We start from the raw sequence: 14,270 nt of genomic DNA, 5'->3' as shown, positions 1-14,270 counted from the left end.
GCACGTTCTCTATTCGGGGGTCGAGTCGAGGGCGTGGCCCACGAGGGTCATCAGGGATTCCAGGACCGTCACCCGGCGCCGCGCGTCCATGATCACGACGGGTACGCGCGCCGGTATGGTCAGCGCCTCCCGCACGTCCTCCGGTTCGTACGAAGGCGTGCCCTCGAAGTGGTTGACGGCCACGGCGTACGGCAGCCCGCAGCTCTCGAAGTAGTCGAGCGCCGGGAAGCAGTCGCGCAGCCGCCGCGTGTCGGCGAGGACGATCCCGCCGACGGCGCCGCGCACCAGGTCGTCCCACATGAACCAGAAGCGCTCCTGGCCGGGGGTCCCGTACACGTACAGGACGAGGTCGTCGTCGAGCGTGACGCGCCCGAAGTCCATGGCGACGGTGGTGGTGTGCTTGTCCGGGGTGGCGGACAGGTCGTCCGTCGGTGCGGCCGCCTCGGTCATCACGGCCTCGGTCCGCAGCGGCCGGATCTCGGAGACGGAACCGACGAACGTGGTCTTGCCCACCCCGAAACCACCCGCCACCAGCACCTTCACGGCGACGGGCGCCCGCGAGCGGTCGTACTGCCAGGGCTGTACGGGCTCGTCCGGATCGGTGTCCCGATCCGCGGCCGGGTTGGCGGAGAAGAGGCCGGTTTCAGAGACGGCGGAGCCCACTGAGCACCCTTTCGAGCAGAGCGCGGTCGGGACGGCCACTGCCGTGCCCGGTCCCGTAGACACGGATCCTGCCCTGGTCGGCGAGGTCGCTGACCAGGACGCGAACCACGCCGAGCGGCAGCTTCAGCAGGGCGGCGATCTCGGCGATCGTCCGCATGCGACGGCAGACCTCGACGATCGCCGGCAGCTCCGGCATCCGGTCGGCCTTGCGCGGCTCGGACACCTTGGTGTCCAGGGCCGCGACGAAGGTCTCGACGTGCAGGACCTGCGTGAAGCGGGTACGGCCGCCCGTCAGGGAGTAGGGGCGTACACGGGCGGGACGGCGGTCGGCGCCGCGTATCGGCAGCCGGTCGGAGGCCGGACTCCTCACGGGGTGTTCTCCATCGACTGGCGCAGCTCACTGCGGACTTCGGGGGTCAGGACGTGGCCGGCGCGGCCCACGAACAAGGCCATGTGGTACGCGACGACGCTCATGTCGCAGTCCGGCGTGGCGTGCACGCCGAGGAGCGAGCCGTCGCTGATGGCCATGACGAACACCGAACCGTGCTCCATGGCCACCATCGTCTGCTTGACCGAGCCGCCGTCCATCAGGGCGGCGGCGCCCGTGGTGAGCGAGCCGAGGCCGGAGACGATGGTCGCGAGATCGGCGGACGCGCCGCGGGGGCCCGCGGGGCGGGCGGGTGCGGCGGAGACCGGAGCCGGTGTGTCGGGTGCCACCGGATCGGAGGACAGCAGGAGGAGCCCGTCCGAGGACACGACGGCCACCGAGTTGACCCCGGGCACCTCCTCGACCAGGTCTGTCAGCAGCCACTGAAGGTTGCGGGCCTGGGAGCTCAGTCCGTACGTACTGGACGCGTTCATGTGCGTGCCTCCTGTGCGGTGTCCCCCCGGTCGGTCTGCCCCTGATCCCGCGGCGGGTCCTGCGGCGGGTCCTGCGCGAGCTCGGCCTCCACGACGCGGCGCCCGTCCTGGGCGCCCCGGTAGAACCCGCCGAGACGGCGGCGCAGCTCGTCGGCGTCCACCCGGCCCGGCGCCGGACGCACGTCCTCCCCGCGCCCGGCGGTCACCGTGCGGGGGCTCCGCTTGGGCAGCCCCTTGTCGGTGAGGACCTCCTGCGGCTCGCTCCCCCGCGGGGCGGCGGCCTGGTCCCCGAGCGGCTGCCCGGTCGGCGCCTCGGCCTGCGGCGGTACGCGGAACACCTGCTCGGCGGGTACGTCCCCGGGCGCCTCGGCGGCCGCCGGAACCCGGAACACCTGCTCGGCCGGCACCTCGACCGGCGCCGGGACCCGGAACACCTGCTCCGTGGGCGGCAGCTGCCCGGCCGGAGGCACGAACGCCGCCGGAGCGGGCGCCGGGGCCACCCGGGCGGGCGGCTCCGCGGCGGCGGCCCGCGCGGTGTCGTTCGCTGCGCCGTGCGCGGTGTCGTTCGCTGCGCCGTGCGCGGTGTCGTTCGCTGCGCCGTGCGCGGGCTCCGGCTCGGGGAACGCGGCGGGGGCCTGGTCCACGGCCGGTGCCGGGTCAACGGCCGGTGCCGGGTCAACGGCCGGTGCCGCAGCCGGGGCCTCCGGCTCCGCGACCGCATCCGCGACCGCATCCGCGACCGCATCCGCATCCGCGACCGGGGCTGTGTCCGCGACCGCGTCCGGGGCAGCCTCCGCCTCGAAGGCGGGCTCCGGCCGGGCCGGGGCCTCCGCGGCCGCCGGCTCCGCCGGGCTTTCGGGCGCGGGTGCGGCAGGGCCCCGTAGGCGCGAGGGCAGGGTGTTCTCGTTGGCCTCCGCGATCACCCCGGGCAGGTGCAGCGCGGGTGCGCCCGGTGCGCCCAGGCTGTGGATCGGGGACGCCGGCGGGGTGGCGGGCAGCAGCGCCGCCGGTACGACGACCAGGGCCTCCGTGCCGCCGTGCCGCTGGACGCGCAGCTCCGCGCTCACCCCGTGCCGGGCCGCGAGCCGGCCCGCCACGTAGAGGCCGAGGCCCAGGCCGTGTTCGGACTCGGGCTCCTCGTCGTACGCCTCGGGGGTGGACAGCCGCTCGTTCAGCGTCGTCAGCCGGTCACCGGTGATCCCGATGCCCTCGTCGACGACGGAGAGGACCACGTCGCCGGATTCCAGCAGCCAGCCGGAGACCTTGACCTTGGCGTCCGGCGGGGAGAAGGTCGTCGCGTTCTCCAGCAGCTCCGCCAGTACGTGCGAGATGTCGTCGGCGGCGTGCCCGGCGACCTGCGTGTACGAGGGCAGCACGCCGAGGTCGACGCGCTCGTAGCGCTCGATCTCGCTGACCGCCGCCCGCATGACGTCGACCAGCGGCACCGGCAGGCCCTGGCCGTGTCCGTGCTCCTGGCCGGCGAGGACGAGCAGGTTCTCGTTGTGGCGGCGCATCACGGTCGCCAGGTGGTCGAGCTTGAAGAGGGTGGAGAGGCGGTCCGGGTCCGGCTCCTCGGACTCCAGCTCCTCGATGACGGCGAGTTGGCGCTCGACGAGCCCCAGGGTCCGCAGGGACAGGGACACGGACGTCGTCGACATGATGCGGCGGTGCTCTTCCAGCCCCGCCCGCAGCTGCGCGAGCTCCTCCTCCAGCGCCTCCCGGCCGCCCGAGAGCGCCTCGTTGCGGCCGATCAGGCGGCGCCGGTCGGCGTCGAGTCCGGCGATCCGGGTGTGCAGGGAGACCGTCTGGTCGCGTACCGCGTTGAGGTGGCGCACCACTTCGGCGAACTCGTCGTTGCGGCCCGTGAACCGGACCGGTTGCACCGAGCCCTCCGGCGTGGCCAGCCGGGCCGCGCCGCGCCGCAGGACCGACAGCGGGCGGGTGAGGGAGCGCGCGATGGCGGTGGAGATGCCGAGGGTGACGAGGAAGAGCACACCGAGGAAGGCGACCATGACCTCCAGCGCGGTCACGTCGTCGTCGCGCAGCGCGGCGAGCGCGGTGGCGCGCTGGCCGGCGAGGGTGGCCTCGACCGAGCGCATCCGGTCGACGCGGGCGGTGAGGGCCGGTCCGACGGCGCCGGGATCGAGCTTGCGGTCGGCGGCGGAAAGGGTCGGCCGGTCGGTGAGCCGCTCGAGGTAGTCGTCGGCCGTCTTGACCTCGGGTCCGGTGACGGTGGCGGTGAGGCTCTGGCGTACGTCGGGACGCGCGGCCCGCGCGAAGTCCTCGAGCGCGCCCTGCTCCCGTACGCGCGCCCGCTGGGCGGCGGCGGTGAGTTCGTCCACGAAGGCGGAGCCCGGCTGCCGGTCGCCGCCCGGCACGGACAGTGCGGCGAGCAGCAGGCCGCGGGTGGCGGAGGCCTGCTCCACGGCCTGGCCGAGGGCGGCCAGCGGGCGGGTGGTGACGAGGGCGTCGGTGGCGCGCGGCGGGGTCAGCTCGGTGAGCCGCTCGCCCGGTGCGAGGAGTTCGGCGATGACCCCGGCGTAGGCCTGGTGTGCGGTGAGGGCGCTGTCCCTGCCCTCGATGGCCTCGTTGCGGACGGCTGCGATCCGGTCGAGGGCCTCGGAGAGTTCCTCGTCGGCGTCGGTGGCGATCTCGGCGAGCTGGCGGTCGGTGCCCGCGGCGCGTTCCTGGACCACGGCGGCCTGCTTGCCCCGGGGGCCGCCGGGGCGGCCCTTGGCCACGTACGCGGTGACGGCGTCGCGCTCGTCCCCGAGCAGGTGGGCGAGGGTGAGGGTCTGCCGGCTCCGGTCGGCGAGGGTGACCAGCTGCTGGGAGTCCTTCAGGTCCGCGGAGGCGGACAGGACGGCGGGCGCTCCCGCCACGAGCACGGCGAGCCCGGCCACGGCGACCCCGATGACCAGCCTGCTGCGCACGCGGACGCGGCGCCCGGTGGGAGCGGCCGCGACGACCGGGCCGCCGGGGGCTCGTCGGTCGGGTGCGGTGCCGTCGGGTGCGGTGCCGTTCGCGACGGTGCCGTTCTTCCGAGGCCGCTTCTTCTGCACCGGTGCTCGCAATCCTGTTTACGTGTGCTGCTCGTGCTCGTTGCCTGATGCCCGTACGTGTCACGCGGTACGCGCTGCTTGCTCGCGTCCACCGCCGTACCGCCTCAGACCCTCGCAGTGAGTTGGGATGAGGGCCGCACATCGCCCGCCCGGCCACACGAAGGAGTGAACAGTACGGAGGAGTTGGCGACCAACTCGGCGATCGGCTGTCAGAGCCCCGCCGTGGACGGGTGGTTGAAAGATCGATGCGGCTTTTGGCAGGATGCCCGCCCACATCGCCGAGGGGCGCCCCGCGGAACCCGGCAGTCCCCTCTCCCCCGGCTCCCACCGCCCTGGTCCGTACCTGCCCCGGCCCTGCCCGCCCCTACGGAGCCCCGCGCGGGCAGAATGTCCCCATGCGCATCGATCTCTCCTCCGCCCCCGGCCATCCGGAACGCCCCAACGAGGACTGGCTGTCGGCCGCGATCCCCGCCTCGGGCGGCGGCGTTCTGGTCGCCCTCGACGGGGTCACCCCGCCGCCGGGGGAGGTCGGATGCGCGCACGGGGTGCCGTGGTTCGCGGCCCGGCTGGGTGGCCGATTGACCGAACTGTCCGGATCGCGCCGGGACATGTCCCTCGATCGCGTCCTGGCGGAGGCCATCCGCGTCACCGCGGACACCCATCGCGACACCTGTGACCTTTCTCACGTCCGGACGCCGCAGGCGACGGTGGTCGTGGTCCGCTGGGACGCGTCCTGCGTCGAACACCTGGTGCTCTCGGATTCCGTACTCCTCCTCCAGGCGCCCGGGGGCGAGGTGCGCGCGGTCCTCGACGACCGGCTGGACCGCATCCCGCGCGAGCGGCTGCGTACGGAGGCCTCCGCCGACCTGCTGCGCAACGCGGAGGGCGGCTTCTTCACCGCCGCCGCGGACCCGGAGGTGGCGGCCCGGGCGGTGACCGGGCGGACGCCGCGCGCGGAGGTCCGGGCGGTGGCGCTGCTCACCGACGGGGCCAGCCGGTGGACGGACACCTTCGGGGAGGGCGACTGGACCGAATGCCTGGCGGTGCTGCGCAAGGAAGGCGCGCAGTCCCTGATCGACCGGGTCCGCACGCTGGAGTCGGACCCGGGCCGGGCGCACCGCCGCGAAAAGCGCCACGACGACGCGTCGGCGGCTTACGCGGAGCTATAGATACAGATAGGGGGCTCACTCGGAGCCGTAGGGGCTTACGCGGAGCCGTAGAGGCTTAGGGGGAGCCATGGAGGCGAGCCCCAGGGGGGTGTGCCCCGGGCCCCCGGGTGCTACTCCGCGCCCGCGTTCAACTGGTTCAGCAGCCGCGCCAGTTCCGCCACTTCGCCGCGGTCCCAGTCCGCGAGCTTGCGCATGTACTGCTCGCGCCGGGCGCCCCGGACGCGCAGGAAGCGCTCCCGGCCCTCCTCCGTGAGCCCGACCAGGAAGGCCCGCCCGTCCGCCGGATCCGGCTCGCGGGCCAGCAGGCCCAGCACCTCCAGGGCCCGCAGCTGCCGGCTCATCGTGGCCTTGCCGACCCCGAAGTACGCGGCGAGCTCGGTCGCCCGCTGCCGTCCGGCGGCTTCCAGCCGTACGAGGAGCCCGTACGCGGCCGGTTCCAGCTCCGGGTGCAGCTCGCGCGCCATCTCCCCGGAGGAGGCGCGGGCCCGTCGGAGGAAGACGGACAGCTCCCGCTCCAGGGCAAGGAACTCCTGGTCTTCGGTCCCGTGCACGGCCCGCTCCTTCGCTGGTGGGTGGGCCATCAGTATTTCGCAGCGGGTGCGCCGGGGGCCCGGGGCCCCGCCGGAGCGGGAACCCCGGGCCCCCGGCCCGCCCGGATCAGGCCGCCGCGACCACCGGGACCCCGTCCGCGGCCAGGGCCAGCTCCAGGACCTGGCGTACGTCCGTCACCGGATGCACCGACAGCCCTGCGAGCACCTCGGCGGGAACGTCGTCCAGGTCGGCCTCGTTCCGCTTCGGGATGATGACGGTGGTCAGCCCGGCCCGGTGCGCGGCCAGCAGCTTCTGCTTGACCCCGCCGATCGGCAGGACCCGCCCGGTCAGCGAGACCTCCCCGGTCATGGCCACGTCCGTGCGGACCTGCCGGCCCGACAGCAGCGAGGCCAGCGCCGTCGTCATCGTGATGCCCGCGCTCGGGCCGTCCTTGGGCACCGCGCCCGCCGGGAAGTGGATGTGCACGCCCCGGTCCTTCAGGTCGGCGACCGGCAGTTCCAGCTCGGCGCCGTGGGAGCGCAGGAAGCTCAGCGCGATCTGCGCCGACTCCTTCATCACGTCTCCGAGCTGGCCCGTGAGCGTGAGCCCGGCCGCGCCCGTCTCGGGATCGGCCAGTGAGGCCTCGACGAACAGGACGTCGCCGCCCGCCCCGGTCACGGCGAGGCCGGTGGCCACGCCCGGTACCGCGGTGCGCCGCTCGGCCGGGTCCTGCGCGGACTCCGGTACGTGGTGCGGCCGCCCGATGAGCGCCCGCAGGTCGTCGGCGCCGATCCGCAGGGGCAGCTCCCGCTCCCCCAGCTCGTGCTGGGAGGCCACCTTGCGCAGCAGCCGGGCGAGGGAGCGCTCCAGGGTGCGCACGCCCGCCTCCCGGGTGTACTCCCCCGCGAGCTTGCGCAGCGCGTCCTCCTCCAGGACCACTTCCTCCGCGGCCAGGCCGGCGCGCTCCAGCTGCCGGGGCAGCAGGTGGTCGCGGGCGATGACGACCTTCTCGTCCTCGGTGTAGCCGTCGAGGCGGACCAGTTCCATGCGGTCGGCGAGGGCCTCGGGGATGGACTCCAGCACGTTCGCGGTGGCGAGGAACACCACGTCGCTCAGGTCCAGCTCCACCTCCAGGTAGTGGTCCCGGAAGGTGTGGTTCTGGGCCGGGTCGAGGACTTCGAGCAGCGCCGCGGCCGGGTCGCCCCGGAAGTCGGAGCCGACCTTGTCGATCTCGTCGAGCAGGACGACCGGGTTCATGGACCCGGCTTCCTTGATCGCCCGTACGATCCGGCCGGGCAGCGCGCCCACGTACGTACGCCGGTGCCCGCGGATCTCGGCCTCGTCGCGGACCCCGCCCAGGGCCACGCGGACGAACTTGCGCCCCATGGCGTGGGCCACGGACTCCCCGAGGGAGGTCTTACCGACGCCTGGAGGGCCTACGAGCGCCAGCACGGCCCCGCCCCTGCGCCCGCCGACGACGCCCATCCCGCGCTCGGAGCGGCGCTTGCGCACCGCCAGGTACTCGGTGATCCGGTCCTTCACGTCGCTCAGCCCGGCGTGCTCCGCGTCCAGTACGGCGCGGGCGCCCCGGATGTCGTACTCGTCCTCGGTCCGCTCGTTCCAGGGCAGTTCGAGCACGGTGTCCAGCCAGGTGCGGATCCAGGAACCCTCCGGGGACTGGTCGCTGGAGCGCTCCAGCTTGTCGACTTCCTTGAGGGCGGCCTCCCGTACCGTCTCGGGCAGGTCGGCGGCCTCGACGCGGGCCCGGTAGTCGTCGGACTCCTCGCCCTCCTTCTCCCCGCTGAGCTCGCGCAGTTCCTTGCGCACGGCGTCGAGTTGCCGCTTGAGCAGGAACTCGCGCTGGACCTTGTCGACGCCGTCCTGGACGTCCTTGGCGATGGACTCGGCGACGTCCTGCTCGGCGAGGTGGTCGCTGAGGTCCTTGACCGCGAGCTTCAGCCGGGCGACGGGGTCGGCCGTCTCCAGCAGTTCCACCTTCTGCTCGACGGTCAGGAACGGGGAGTACCCGGAGTTGTCCGCGAGCGCCCCGACCCCCTCGATCTGCTGCACCCGGTCCACGACCTGCCAGGCCCCGCGCTTCTTGAGCCAGCTCGTGGCGAGCGCCTTGTACTCCTTGACGAGCTCGGCGACGGCCCCGGGCAGCGGATCGGGGACGACCTCGTCCACCGTCTCGCCCTCGACCCAGAGCGCGGCCCCGGGACCGGTCGTCCCGGCCCCGATGCGGACCCGGCCGCGGCCCCGGATCAGCGCCCCGGGGTCCCCGTCGGAGAGCCGCCCCACCTGCTCCACCGTCCCGAGCACCCCGGTGCCGGCGTACTTCCCGTCGACCCGGGGGACGAGCAGCACCTTCGGCTTGCCCTCCCCGGCGGCGGCCTGAGCGGCCTCGACGGCACCGCGCACCTCTGCGTCGGACAGGTCCAGCGGAACGACCATCCCGGGCAGCACGACCTCGTCGTCGAGCGGCAGCACGGGCAGAGTGAGCGTTACGGACGTCGAAGCCATGATGTTCCCTCCGGCAGTGAAGTTGAGCTATGCCGACTCAATGCACGCGCGCCCCCCAATGTTCCCCAACCCCCGTTCGCCCGGGGCGAACAGCCTTCATCGGGTCCCCCGGCTGACGCGCGTGCGGAGGAGCGGCGCCCTTGCCCTTCGCGTCCTTCGCGTCCCGGCGCGGCTCAGGCCGCCGAGACGACGATGTCGCCCGAAGAGGTCAGTACGGCGAGCCTGGCGGTCGCGGACGGGTCCGCGGGGACGGTGATCTCGCGCTCGCCGGAGGTGGTGGAGACGTCGAGGGCGTACGGGGCCGCGGGAACCTTCACCTTGGCGTCGCCGGAGCCGGTCCGCACGGCGACCGAGGCCGGCGCCTTCGCGAAGGCCAGGCGGACGTCGCCGGACTCGGAACGGGCGTCCGCGCCCGGCCCGGCGAGCTCCTCGGCGGCGATCGAGCCCGAGGAGGTACGGACCTTCAGCGGGCCGGCGATCCGCTCGGCCCGGACCGGGCCGGAGGAGGTCGTGACGTCGGCGGCGGCCACGCCCGCCACCGTGACGCTGCCGCTGGAGCTCCCGGCGCGGACCGTCGCGGAGGCCGGCACCTCCAGCCGGTAGTCGACGGAACAGCGGCCGGAGCACTCGCCGTTGGTGAGGGTCAGGACGCCGCCGGAGATCCGCTGGGCGGGCTGGGGCACGGTGTCGCCGCGGTAGTGGACGGTGCGGCGGACGGTGACGCCCGGGCCGGATCCGGCGACCACCTCGATGGATCCGCTGCCCGCGTCCGAGACGTCGACCGCCGTGACGGCCTCCACGACCGTGGCATCGGCGCTCGCCGTCTTCTCGTGGCCTCCGCGCGCGACGAGCGAGCCGAAGGAGCAGCCCGTGAGCAGGAGCCCGGCGGCGAGGGCCGCGGCGGTGTAGGTGGCGGTGGCCTTGGAAGTGGCCGTGGCCTTGGCCGTGGTGCCGCGGGGGTGCGTCTTCGTGGTCATGGTGTCGATCGTGCCCGTGCGGCGACCGCGGGGGCATGGTGCACGTCCCCGGCTCCGGGGTGGGGTTAACCCCCGGCCTCACGGACTCCCGGGGCCGACCGCCGGAATCCGGCCGGGGCGGCTCAACTCCCTTCCACGACCGGCCTGTCCGGGGACGGTACGCCCCATTCGCTCCAGGAGCCGTCGTACACGGCGAGTTCCCCGTACCCGGCGAGTTCCGCGCCGAGGGCGAGCACGCAGGCGGTGACGCCCGATCCGCAGCTGAAGTACAGCCGCTCCCTCTCGCCCGCCGCCGCCCCGAAGGCCGTACGGAGTTCGGCGGCGGGGCGCATCAGGCCGTCGGGGCGCTGGAGTTCGCCGAAGGGGAGGCTGACCGCGCCCGGCATGTGGCCGCCGCGCAGGCCCGGGCGGGGTTCGGGGGCGGCGCCGGCGAAGCGCTCGCGGGTCCGGGCGTCGAGCACCGCGGCGGCCGGGTCGGCCAGGGCCGCCGAGACGGTGGCGGCGTCCACCAGCAGCCCGGCGCGAGGCCGGGCCGTGAAGGAGCCGCGCGGGCCCGCGTAAGCCGGTCGGTGCTGCTCCACCGGCCGCCCTGCGGCGAGCCACGCGGGCAGCCCGCCGTCGAGGACGGCCGCCCGGTCGAAGCCCATGGCGCGCAGCATCCACCAGGCGCGGGCGCTGGAGTAGATCCCGGCGCCGTCGTACGCGACGACCGTGCTGCTGTCGTCGACGCCGAGGGCGCGCATCGCCTCGGCGAAGGCGGCGGGTCCGGGCATGGTGTGCGGGGCGGCGGCGGTGTGGTCGGACAGCGCGCCGTCGAGGTCGAAGGGGCGGGCCCCCGGAATCCGCCGGTCCGTGTCGCGGTGCGCCCCGACGGAGGCGTCGAAGACGACGAGGCCGGGCATCCCGAGCCGCTCCGCGAGCCAGCCCCCACCGACGAGCGGGCCGGGCGGCACGAGGCCGCGGGAAGCGGGGTTCGCGTGGGAATGGGCGTGGGAGTGGGCGTGGGCTGCTTCCATGAGGCACCTCCGACAGGATCCGACGGGGCCCGGCACGGTCGGCGCCCCATCGGCCATCCTCTCCCCCGCGTCCCCGCGCCCCGCGAACACCCCCCGCCCCGGGCGCAGGTTGCCCCGGCGGGCGGCCTCCGCGCCCCGGGTCGTTCAGCGGGCCGGCATCCCCCGTGCGGGCTGTCCAGCACCATGGCCAGTGAACCGGCGGCAAGGTGGTCGTGACCTGGGTAGAGCTCGATGTGCTGGTGCCCGCCGACGGCACGCGGACCCGTGGACGGTGGACCCGCCGACCCGCCGGCCCACCCGCCCGCCCGCCCGCCGGGAGCTACGGGCAGTCGCCCGGCCTCGCGAAGAGGGCCACGCGGGCGCCGCGCACCTCCGTCACGGAGCACAGGTCGAAGTGGGAGACCAGCGTCTGGCGTTTCACCGCCTCCGCCGGGTAGCCGTCCAGCGGCTGCCCCGCCGGGTCCAGCAGGGCGACCACCCGGTCGACGGCCGGGTCCAGCAGGGCCGCCCGGATCTCCTCCGGGGTCCGCTCCACGCCCTGGAGGCTCCGCGAGGCCGCCGGGGTGCGGGACAGGCCGAGGTCGCGCAGGGATCCGTACACCTCCGGCGAGGACAGCAGCCATTCGCGCCGCCGCGAGGGGAGGAAGAGCACCTCGTCGCCCGGGCGGGCGAGTGCTCCGACGGCCGCCGCCGCGGCCCGCGCGTCGTCCTTGCGGCTCTCGGGGGTACGCAGCCATGCGGACCAGAACCCCACGGGGACGAGCAGCACCCCGACCAGCGGCCACACCCACCACCCCCGCGCCGTGGCGAGCCGCGCCCCCACGAGCAGGGCGAGGCCGGCGAGGGCGTAGAGGACGTACCGGTCCACGTACCAGGGGTGCACCAGCGAGACCGCGAGCAGCAGCCCGGGCGGCAGCAACGCCAGCGGCAGGGCGACCCGTACGAGGTCCCGCGCGGCCCCCCGGGCCAGGAGCAGCGAGGCGGCCGCGAGGACCCCGTACGCCGCCCAGTCCTGCCAGGTCGGCCGCCCGAGCCAGCCCAGCTGCGTCTGCGCCTGCCGCGCGCTGACCAGGGCGAGCGGCACCAGCGCGGCCACCACCGCCCCGGCGGCGAGCCGCCAGCCGCGCGAGCGCCGGGCGGCGAACGCGTGCGCGGGCAGCGCCAGTACGGCGAACTCGTGCAGCCAGCACCCCAGCACCAGCACCACCGCGTAGGCGGCCCAGCGCTCGCGCAGCATCAGGTACGTGGCCCAGACGACGGCCGCGGCGACGAACGCGTACGAGCGCCCCTCCTGGGCGTACATCTGCACGGGCGGCAGCAGGGCGTACGCGACCCCGGCCGACACCGCGACCCGCTCGGCGAGGCCGGTACGCCGCCCCGGGCCGGCCGGCCGGGGCAGGCCGGGGCCGTCGGTGTGGTCGGGGCGGGCGGGGGTGCCGGAACGGGCGGGGGTGCCGGAACGGGCGGGACCGTCGGGGCGGCTGGGTCCGACGGGCGGGGCAGGCGGGGCGGGCGGGGCAGGCGGACGGACGCCGCCCCCGTTCCCGCCGCGCGGCGGACCCGCCAGGTGGTGGGCCACCGCGGCCACGCCGGACGCGGCGAGGGCCGTGGCGGCCACCGAGGGGAGGCGCAGGGCCCAGAGGCCGGGGTCGGAGGCGGCGGTGCCCGTCACCGCGAACACCGCGTGCATCAGCAGGTAGTAGAGGCCGTGGACGGCGTCCACCTGGCCCAGCAGTTCCCAGAGTTCCCCGAGCGGGCGGTGCGCGACCTGCCACGTGACGGACTCGTCGCGCCACAGGGAGCCGCCCCGCGAGAGGCCCCAGAGGCCGAGCGCGAAGGCGGTGAGGGGCGGCAGCCAGCGCCAGGGGGCGAAGCGGCGGATGTCGGCCTCCGGGTGCTATCCGTGCGGGTGGTGCTGACTCCATACTCGGGGTTCGAGCCGGATACCTGCGGGGGTGGGGCGTGCGAGCACGTGGTGGACGAGTGGGCTTGGCGACGGCGGCCGTGGCGCTGGCCGTGGTGGCGGCCCTGGGCGGATGCTCCTTCGGCGGGCCGGAGGACGGGGCCTCACCGAAGCCGAAGCCCGATACGAACGCGAGCACGGACGCGGGCACCGGCACGGGCGGCGGTACCGGCGCCGCCACGAGCGCCCCCTCCGGGACGGCGACGGAGACTCCGGGGACCCCGTCCCCCGGTCAGAGCGCCGGCCAGAGCCAGGGCGCCGGTACCACCGGCCCCGCCCCACAGCCCGCGCCCAGCACCTCCGCTCCCGCCCCCGCGCCCAGCGCCTCGCCGCCCGGCGCCGGCGAGACCCTGCTCGCGGTCACCCGCAGCGGGGGCATCACCGGAAAGACCAGCACCTTGATCATCAAGGGTGACGGATCGTTCCAGCGGCTGAACGGCAAGGCCGAGACGGTCGGCCGCGACAAGCTCTCCGCGGCCGCCCTCACGAAACTGCGCACCGCGCTCCGGCAAGCGGACTTCCCCCGGCTGCCGCGGATCTCGATGCCCGCCCAACCTGTCTTCGACTCGTTCACGTACGCCTTCCGGCACGGCGGCTACGAGGTCGCCGCCGACCAGACCACGCTGCCGCGGCCCCTGAACGCGGTCCTGAGCGCCCTGCCGCCCTTCGAGCCGCGCTGAGCAATCCCGTCAAGCACGCGGGGCCCGTCAAACACGCCGGGCCGAACGAGCCCGCCGGGCACACGTGGCACACCGGGCACGCCGGGCCAAGCCGCACCGATCCGGCACCGCCCCGTCACAGCCCCGTTCCCGCCACCGTGATCTCCCGCAGCCGCCGGTCCAGGTAGCCGCGGAGCAGGACCGCCATGTCCACGCCCTCCGGGTCCAGCACCCACTGGATCTGGAATCCGTCCATCACCGCGATGGTCTCGCGGCCGACGGCCTCGCAGTCCGTGTCCGCCCGTACCTCGCCGCGCGCGACGCCCGCCCGGAGCAGGTCGACGCTGTAGCCGAGCACCCGGTCGTAGCGCTGCCGGAAGTAGGCGTGCGCGGGGTGCCCCGGGTTCCCGGACTCGCCGACCAGCGTGTTGTACATCCGTACGAGCCCGGGCCGCCGGGCGTTCTCCTCGGCGAGGGCGACCACCGCGGCGAAGTGCGCGGAGACCGTGGGGGCCTCCTCCGCCGGCCCGCTGAAGAGCCGCTCGACGTCGTGCTGCTCGCTCTGCGCCAGGACCGACAGCAGCAGGTCCTCCTTGCCGCGGAAGTGGTGGAGCAGGCCGCCCTGGGTGATCCCGCAGTCGTTGGCGATCCGGGCGAGCGAGGAGGCGTGGAAGCCCCACCGCGCGAAGTGCTCGACGGCAGTGTCGAGGATCTTCTGGCGACGGGCTTCGCCCACCGCGTAGCCGCCCCGGGCGGCCGCCGCCTTGGGGGCCGTTCGACCCTTGTCCTGTGCCATGCGGACCACCCTAAACCCGACTGTTTCCGGCCATCCCGATGGAGTGATCC

At 74.9% G+C, this 14,270-nt stretch carries 12 protein-coding genes; 2 read left to right on the top strand and 10 right to left on the bottom strand.

What is annotated here, in order from left to right:
* Positions 1–9: 9 nt before the first annotated feature.
* The 4 genes from ACIQV3_RS13695 to ACIQV3_RS13680 are packed head-to-tail and all read right to left on the bottom strand — an operon-like array spanning position 10 to position 4,586.
* Entirely contained in the window at positions 10–663 is a 654-nt protein-coding gene (locus tag ACIQV3_RS13695) for a GTP-binding protein (protein WP_403712577.1), read from the bottom strand.
* Positions 644–1,033: a DUF742 domain-containing protein gene (locus ACIQV3_RS13690; RefSeq protein WP_403712576.1), complete on the bottom strand. Its 390-nt coding sequence runs from the start codon at positions 1,031–1,033 to the stop codon at positions 644–646. The genes ACIQV3_RS13695 and ACIQV3_RS13690 overlap by 20 nt, the downstream gene beginning before the upstream one ends.
* The gene (locus tag ACIQV3_RS13685) at positions 1,030–1,524 is read right to left on the bottom strand and encodes a roadblock/LC7 domain-containing protein (protein ID WP_403712575.1); all 495 of its coding nucleotides are present in this window, start codon (positions 1,522–1,524) and stop codon (positions 1,030–1,032) included. The genes ACIQV3_RS13690 and ACIQV3_RS13685 overlap by 4 nt, the downstream gene beginning before the upstream one ends.
* The gene (locus ACIQV3_RS13680) at positions 1,521–4,586 is read right to left on the bottom strand and encodes a nitrate- and nitrite sensing domain-containing protein (protein ID WP_403712574.1); all 3,066 of its coding nucleotides are present in this window, start codon (positions 4,584–4,586) and stop codon (positions 1,521–1,523) included. Before ACIQV3_RS13680 ends, ACIQV3_RS13685 begins: the two co-directional genes overlap by 4 nt.
* A gap of 395 nt (positions 4,587–4,981) precedes the next feature.
* Here ACIQV3_RS13680 and ACIQV3_RS13675 point away from each other — a divergent pair, with 395 nt between their 5' ends.
* Positions 4,982–5,755, top strand: a complete 774-nt coding sequence (locus ACIQV3_RS13675) for a hypothetical protein (RefSeq protein ID WP_403712573.1) — start codon at positions 4,982–4,984, stop codon at positions 5,753–5,755.
* Positions 5,756–5,865: 110 nt separating this feature from the next.
* Here the strand turns inward: ACIQV3_RS13675 and ACIQV3_RS13670 are convergent, their stop codons facing one another.
* The 5 genes from ACIQV3_RS13670 to ACIQV3_RS13650 all read right to left on the bottom strand — a co-directional run bounded on the left by ACIQV3_RS13670 (position 5,866) and on the right by ACIQV3_RS13650 (position 12,525).
* Positions 5,866–6,336 carry a MarR family winged helix-turn-helix transcriptional regulator gene (locus ACIQV3_RS13670; protein WP_403712572.1) on the bottom strand — a complete coding sequence of 157 codons (471 nt, stop codon included), beginning with the start codon at positions 6,334–6,336 and terminating at the stop codon, positions 5,866–5,868.
* Between the two features lie 76 nt (positions 6,337–6,412).
* Positions 6,413–8,809 carry an endopeptidase La gene (lon, locus tag ACIQV3_RS13665; protein WP_403712571.1) on the bottom strand — a complete coding sequence of 799 codons (2,397 nt, stop codon included), beginning with the start codon at positions 8,807–8,809 and terminating at the stop codon, positions 6,413–6,415.
* Positions 8,810–8,982: 173 nt separating this feature from the next.
* Positions 8,983–9,786 carry a DUF4097 family beta strand repeat-containing protein gene (locus ACIQV3_RS13660; RefSeq protein ID WP_403712570.1) on the bottom strand — a complete coding sequence of 268 codons (804 nt, stop codon included), beginning with the start codon at positions 9,784–9,786 and terminating at the stop codon, positions 8,983–8,985.
* 122 nt (positions 9,787–9,908) lie between these two features.
* Entirely contained in the window at positions 9,909–10,688 is a 780-nt protein-coding gene (locus tag ACIQV3_RS13655) for a sulfurtransferase (protein ID WP_403712618.1), read from the bottom strand.
* A gap of 433 nt (positions 10,689–11,121) precedes the next feature.
* Positions 11,122–12,525: a hypothetical protein gene (locus tag ACIQV3_RS13650; RefSeq protein ID WP_403712569.1), complete on the bottom strand. Its 1,404-nt coding sequence runs from the start codon at positions 12,523–12,525 to the stop codon at positions 11,122–11,124.
* A 260-nt stretch (positions 12,526–12,785) separates the two neighbouring features.
* Between ACIQV3_RS13650 and ACIQV3_RS13645 the strand changes: the two genes are divergently transcribed.
* The gene (locus ACIQV3_RS13645; RefSeq protein ID WP_403712568.1) at positions 12,786–13,445 is read left to right on the top strand and encodes a hypothetical protein; all 660 of its coding nucleotides are present in this window, start codon (positions 12,786–12,788) and stop codon (positions 13,443–13,445) included.
* A gap of 115 nt (positions 13,446–13,560) precedes the next feature.
* Here ACIQV3_RS13645 and ACIQV3_RS13640 read toward each other — a convergent pair whose 3' ends face one another.
* Positions 13,561–14,220: a TetR/AcrR family transcriptional regulator gene (locus ACIQV3_RS13640; protein WP_403712567.1), complete on the bottom strand. Its 660-nt coding sequence runs from the start codon at positions 14,218–14,220 to the stop codon at positions 13,561–13,563.
* Between the last annotated feature and the right edge of the window lie 50 nt (positions 14,221–14,270).

It is taken from the genome of Streptomyces sp. NPDC099050 (assembly GCF_044759865.1).
Lineage (GTDB): Bacteria > Actinomycetota > Actinomycetes > Streptomycetales > Streptomycetaceae > Streptomyces.
This window is presented reverse-complemented; position numbering and strand designations above follow the sequence as displayed.

Excerpts from the sequence above, each read along its gene's own strand:
- ACIQV3_RS13655 (WP_403712618.1), bottom strand. The coding sequence starts at position 10,688 with ATGCCCGGCCTCGTCGTCTTCGACGCCTCCGTCGGGGCGCACCGCGAC.
- ACIQV3_RS13685 (WP_403712575.1), bottom strand. The coding sequence starts at position 1,524 with ATGAACGCGTCCAGTACGTACGGACTGAGCTCCCAGGCCCGCAACCTT.
- ACIQV3_RS13670 (WP_403712572.1), bottom strand. The coding sequence starts at position 6,336 with ATGGCCCACCCACCAGCGAAGGAGCGGGCCGTGCACGGGACCGAAGAC.
- ACIQV3_RS13660 (WP_403712570.1), bottom strand. The coding sequence starts at position 9,786 with ATGACCACGAAGACGCACCCCCGCGGCACCACGGCCAAGGCCACGGCC.
- lon (WP_403712571.1), bottom strand. The coding sequence starts at position 8,809 with ATGGCTTCGACGTCCGTAACGCTCACTCTGCCCGTGCTGCCGCTCGAC.
- ACIQV3_RS13675 (WP_403712573.1), top strand. The coding sequence starts at position 4,982 with ATGCGCATCGATCTCTCCTCCGCCCCCGGCCATCCGGAACGCCCCAAC.
- ACIQV3_RS13640 (WP_403712567.1), bottom strand. The coding sequence starts at position 14,220 with ATGGCACAGGACAAGGGTCGAACGGCCCCCAAGGCGGCGGCCGCCCGG.